The sequence below is a fragment of the Nitrospirota bacterium genome (assembly GCA_015233895.1).
Lineage (GTDB): Bacteria > Nitrospirota > Thermodesulfovibrionia > Thermodesulfovibrionales > Magnetobacteriaceae > Magnetomonas.
Genome location: JADFXG010000057.1, coordinates 1 through 4,168, shown reverse-complemented (window position 1 = coordinate 4,168; position 4,168 = coordinate 1). Strand labels below are relative to the sequence as shown.

The window sequence follows — 4,168 nt, the reverse complement described above, 5'->3', positions numbered from 1 at the left end:
AACAGACTGTCTGCGCCTTGGGATACAGGGATATATAGTGAAGCCGTTTAACCACAAGGAGATAGCGGACAAGATGATAGAGTATTATAAGACGACAGACCCGATACGAGCGACCCTCGCCGGGCAGTACCTTGAAGAAATGAGGGCGCCATAGGCCGCAGCCGGGCACAGGAAAAATGTTCCGCAATAAAGGAATGTGGGTACTATATAGGAAAATGTATCGCTATTATGACACACAGAAAATTTATAAGTCATTGATATTACTTGATTCACGTTTTGGCACGTAATTTGCAACAAAACATATGATGGGTGCGGTTTCACCGTATCTAATCAATCCTAGCAGTAAGCTCAGTAAAAGAGGGGGCAGACCCCGCAGTTTCTATTGCGAGAAATTGTAATATGTGTGGGTCGGCCCCCGCAAAGTAATACTAAGTTGCAATCATAGAAGTAAGAAGATTCCTATATCAATCGAATCATACCGGGCTTGTCAATTGAAACATCCTGAGTCTATGAATTATCCTGAGCCTGTCGAAGGACGCCCCCCTGTTACTCATTTGACCGCTATCAAACTTTAAGGAAATAACCGATTTGAGTCTCTTCAAATTCACCTACGTCTTTAAACTTTAGTCCCACGGTAATGGTTTTATCTGTCTCATCTAATATGCGGACGATTTCCCCTTCTACCTTAATTGGCTCTTCCCTTGGCGGTAAGGTGAAGCTCAACGATACAAAATTACCTATCTTTACGTGCGTAGGGTCAATTTTATAACACCCGAAGTTTAGCCCTCCTGTGGATATATCTAAAATATACCCCTTTTTAGGTGGACTGTTGGTTGCACTGATCTTATAGAGCGCCTCAATCTTAACCTTTTTACGATAGAACGTCCGTTTATTTAAATGAATTTCAATAAGCTGTTTACACTTTGGACAGGATATACTAAATGCCTTCTGCGGCTCGTATTCTTTTTTGATTATACCTTTGACGCCACAGTATGGGCACACAATACGCATCGCAGTGGATGGATAGACATTTATTGACTTAGGCTCTAACTTTTTTTCCTCACTCAGTAACATTATATTTAACCTTATCCCCGGTAAATTATATAGTTACGTCAATATCATTTGGCTTTTGAATAATATTCAAAAATATATAAGTCACCGCCATAATGATACTGTGACCAGCTTGCCTATGTGTCAAAGATGCAGTCATACGTTAATACCAGCAAATACCATGCCCTGTAATGTAATTAGCGCATAATTCATTATAATCCCCAATCACCTGACATATTACGTCACTCTGTGACACAATATGTCAGCATACCGGCTAACCTTTGCCATGATATCACTTTTATACTGACTGAATGATTAAATGAAGTTCAGCACATTTTATCTAAACACGGGAATCTCCGCTTTTTTCTTTCTGATCCCACATATCTTTAAGTCTTCTGATTTCAGCCTCTACCTCAAAAAAGCAATCAACAAGGTACGGTGCAAAATGACTTCCTGCTCCATTTCTGATTTCTTCAAATGCCTTATCAATAGGCCATGCCTCTTTGTATGGCCGCACTGAGGTGAGTGCGTCAAACACATCGGCAATGGCCACAATTGCCGCACTTTCAGGCATCTCTTTTTCTTTGAAACCATTAGGATAGCCCGAACCATTCCATTTCTCGTGGTGACAGTGAGCTATATCCGTAGACATCTTAAATAAAGGGGTATCGCTTTCAGATAAGATACCGTGGCCGATTGTAGGATGTGTCATCATCGTTTTCCACTCATCAGGATCAAGTTTAGACGGTTTTCTCAAAATATTACCGGGAATCCCAATTTTCCCTGTATCGTGCATTGGCGCCGCATACTTTATCTTCTCAAGCTCATCAGCATTCCAGCCGCGCGCCTTTGCTATTTCCACCGAATAAGACGCCATCCGCCATATATGCGCCCCTGTGTCAGTGTCATTGAAATGACCGGCCTTTCCAAGCATAAACACAGATGCTTGCTGGCTCTCTATCAGCTCCTTTGTGCGCTTTATAATAGTCAGCTCACAAACCCGTTTTTGATTAGACAGCGCTAAATGAGCTGCCACTCTATGCAGTACAATAGACGGAGATACCGGCTTTGTAATGTAGTCAATGCCCCCAACATCAAATCCATGCGATTCATCCTCCGCGTCTACCATAGAAGTAACAAAGATAACGGGGATGTAGGCGGTCGCATTGTCAGCCTTCAGGCGGCGGCACGTCTCAAAGCCATCAATTCCAGGCATCATAAGGTCAAGCAGAATCATATCTGGTTTGTCCTTCGCGGCCTTATCCATGGCATGTAAACCATCTGTGGCAAATGACAGCTTATACGTATCTTTCAGTATCTGCCGCAGTATCTGCCTGTTATTGGCCTCATCATCAACTATTAACACACTCCATTTAATTTCTGTCATTTTATCCCTCCTTTACAAGCGGCAGCTCTATGACAAACTGTGCCCCGCCCTCTATGTTTGAAACGGACATTTTCCCGTTCATTTTTCCCTCTATAATAGCTTTGGACATATATAGACCTATTCCTGTCCCTTCTTCCCCCTTAGTTGTTACATATGGTTCAAAGAGCTTTTCCATCACAGCAGGGTCTATGCCGCCGCCATTGTCGCTTATGGAAGCAACAACTTTATCGTTTACCTCTTTAATCTCCACAGTAATCAGCCCATCATCTGTAAGAAGCCCTTTTTTTCTTCTTGTATTTATAGCGTCACGGCTGTTGTTTATCAGATTCAGGATAACCTGTTTTAGTTCATTAGGGTAACCTATTGAATAGATACAACACTCTTTTGGAGTATTCATCTGCACGAAAATGGTGTCACTTTTTAACATCCCGGAAAAAAGAGCAACGACGTCGTAAAATTGCTTTGTTATGTCAAACGTGCATTTTTCGCTGGTCGGCTTCAGGAAGTTTCGAAAATCATCTACCGTCTGGGACATAAACTGAATCAGTTCCATGGTCTGCTTAACGAAGCCCTCAAGGTACTTCTTATCTACCTCTCCCGCATTAAACGCTTCCTTAACATCCTGCACCGTGAGGCCAATGGCATTCAACGGCTGTCTCCACTGATGAGATATAGCGCCAATCATCTCGCCCATAGAGGCCATCTTAGATTGCTGTATCAGCATCTGCTCTTCAACAAGGCGCTTGTTGACTTCCTCTTTAACCCTTTTTTCTAAAAATCGCTGGTATTTATATAGTTTTAGATGCGTTTCCACTCTGGCTAAAACCTTAATGCTTTGAAAGGGCTTTGAAATGAAATCCACACCCCCGCTTTCAAATGCCTCAAATCTCTCATCTATATCAGTTACGGAGCTGATAAAGATAACCGGAATATCGGCAGTTACAGGGTCAGCCTTTAGCCTCCTGCACGTCTCGTATCCATCCATTCCATGCATTAAAATATCGAGGAGTATTATATCAGGCGTCACCTTCTTTACTTTTTCCAACGCCATCACGCCGCCTGTGGCAAACGATAGTTTATAAATATTCTTCAATATTTGCCTAAAAAGCTGCCTGATAACTGGGTCATCGTCAACTATTAGCACTTTCATTTTATCTGTACCGTTCATCATATCTCTATCCTGAACTCAGCCCAGCCATCGGTGTTTTTTACAGAAAGAGTGCCGTTCATACTCCTTTCTATGATTAACTTTGAAATGTACAAACCGAGCCCCGTCCCCTTGGATTTATCTTTTGTAGTGAAATATGGGTCAAATATCTTATGAATATTCTCCTCACACACTCCGCCGCCATTGTCTGCAATGGTTATTACTGTTGTGTTAGTATCAGTGTCTCTATATACCCTTATATTAACTATGCCGTTAGTAATATGCCTCGCTTCAAACACATCCTGAACATTTGTCAATAGATTCAATAAGACCTGAGCAAACTCATTCGGATAAGCATTTATCCTCAATCCATCTTCAAACTCCTTGTTGAAGGTAAAACCTTTCAGTTTAAAATATCCTTCTACAATCATTACTGTGCTGTTTATCAAATCTTCTAAGTTAAACTCCTCCAGCTCATTATTAGCTATATAGTAGTTTCTGAAACCATTTATCGTGTTTGATAAACCAATCACCTCTGACATAATGGACGAAACACTCTTTTTCAGAAGATTCTCATCTAATTC

General features: G+C 41.5%; 4 protein-coding genes. All 4 read right to left on the bottom strand.

Annotation, left to right across the window (positions count from 1 at the left end):
• Positions 1-564: 564 nt before the first annotated feature.
• Positions 565-1,074 carry a PilZ domain-containing protein gene (locus tag HQK88_17105; GenBank protein MBF0618520.1) on the bottom strand — a complete coding sequence of 170 codons (510 nt, stop codon included), beginning with the start codon at positions 1,072-1,074 and terminating at the stop codon, positions 565-567.
• 316 nt (positions 1,075-1,390) lie between these two features.
• A complete protein-coding gene (locus HQK88_17100) occupies positions 1,391-2,437 on the bottom strand; it encodes a response regulator (GenBank protein ID MBF0618519.1) in 1,047 nt (348 codons plus the stop codon).
• A 1-nt stretch (position 2,438) separates the two neighbouring features.
• A complete protein-coding gene (locus HQK88_17095) occupies positions 2,439-3,608 on the bottom strand; it encodes a hybrid sensor histidine kinase/response regulator (GenBank protein ID MBF0618518.1) in 1,170 nt (389 codons plus the stop codon).
• Positions 3,605-4,168: HAMP domain-containing histidine kinase (locus HQK88_17090; GenBank protein MBF0618517.1), on the bottom strand; the 564-nt coding region annotated here is incomplete at its 5' end. The genes HQK88_17090 and HQK88_17095, both read right to left, overlap by 4 nt.

Bases quoted from the DNA above. Each gene is read 5' to 3' on its own strand.
- HQK88_17105 (MBF0618520.1), bottom strand. From the start codon at position 1,074: ATGTTACTGAGTGAGGAAAAAAAGTTAGAGCCTAAGTCAATAAATGTC.
- HQK88_17100 (MBF0618519.1), bottom strand. From the start codon at position 2,437: ATGACAGAAATTAAATGGAGTGTGTTAATAGTTGATGATGAGGCCAAT.
- HQK88_17095 (MBF0618518.1), bottom strand. From the start codon at position 3,608: ATGATGAACGGTACAGATAAAATGAAAGTGCTAATAGTTGACGATGAC.